This window comes from Cryobacterium sp. MLB-32, assembly GCF_000738085.1.
GTDB lineage: Bacteria > Actinomycetota > Actinomycetes > Actinomycetales > Microbacteriaceae > Cryobacterium.
In genome coordinates, this window is the sequence record NZ_JPRS01000249.1 from 1 (window position 1) to 856 (window position 856).

The 856-nt window shown below is 61.0% G+C and carries 1 protein-coding gene and 1 tRNA gene; both read left to right on the top strand.

The window, feature by feature from the left end; genetic code table 11:
- Nucleotides 1-66: 66 nt before the first annotated feature.
- Nucleotides 67-142 (top strand) — tRNA-Thr (locus tag JF66_RS17015).
- A gap of 129 nt (nucleotides 143-271) precedes the next feature.
- On the top strand, nucleotides 272-586 hold the full coding sequence (locus JF66_RS17020) for a hypothetical protein (protein WP_156109787.1): 315 nt from the start codon (nucleotides 272-274) through the stop codon (nucleotides 584-586).
- Nucleotides 587-856: the final 270 nt, after the last annotated feature.

The window sequence follows — 856 nt, forward strand, 5'->3', positions numbered from 1 at the left end:
TGACCCGCCGAACCGGCTAGGCTTGAGTCTTGTGTCACCGACTGCCTTACGGGGTGGTCTGGTATCGCCGCCTTAGCTCAGTTGGTAGAGCATCTCACTCGTAATGAGAAGGTCGTCAGTTCGATTCTGACAGGCGGCTCCATGGAAAAACGGTTGCCATGGCATCCGAGGCGTGAATGACCTGTGGCTGTGGCTGTGGCTGGGCGATGTATTCTCTGCCGCGCGTGAACAGGGGCTTGCGCCTGATCCAGGCGCTTCGCAGGCTATGGTCATGACAACTACGCCGAACGTCAAGGCTTTCACCCGTATCAATGCCCGGTTTACCGGCCTCTCGCGGCTCGTCACCGGCGACTTCATCACCGGTGACTCCCTCGCCATCATCAGCACCGTCGATGCCGATGACGCCTACACCGAGGTGCGCCGGGTCAAACTGGACGACATCGCCACCGATCATGGTGACTTCGATTCGTTCCGTGACGAGGTTGTCGGGGCACTCGGGCACATCGCTGACGAGATCGCCGCAACGGCGGGTCTCACCATCACCGGTCACACCGGTCACGACGAGGTGTTCTGGACTGCCGCGTGATTCCCTGAACCCCGTCCGTTCTCCTGCGGCTCCGCAAGGCCGATCAGTGCCCGTGCGGATGTCTCGCGCACGTCGCGCCCCTTGACACACGAACTACTTAGAGACACAATCTAGTTATGGACGCAACCAGTCAGGATCTCCCGGCATCGCCAGGCGAGGAGTGGCCGAGTGATTGGCTGAGGGCAACGCTGGGTTTTCTGGCGTTGCGTGCGCTGGAGGCTGGCCCCTCCTACGGATACGCAATCATCCGGGAACTCGAGCAACACGGTC

Bases quoted from the DNA above. Each gene is read 5' to 3' on its own strand.
- JF66_RS17020 (WP_156109787.1), top strand. From the start codon at position 272: ATGACAACTACGCCGAACGTCAAGGCTTTCACCCGTATCAATGCCCGG.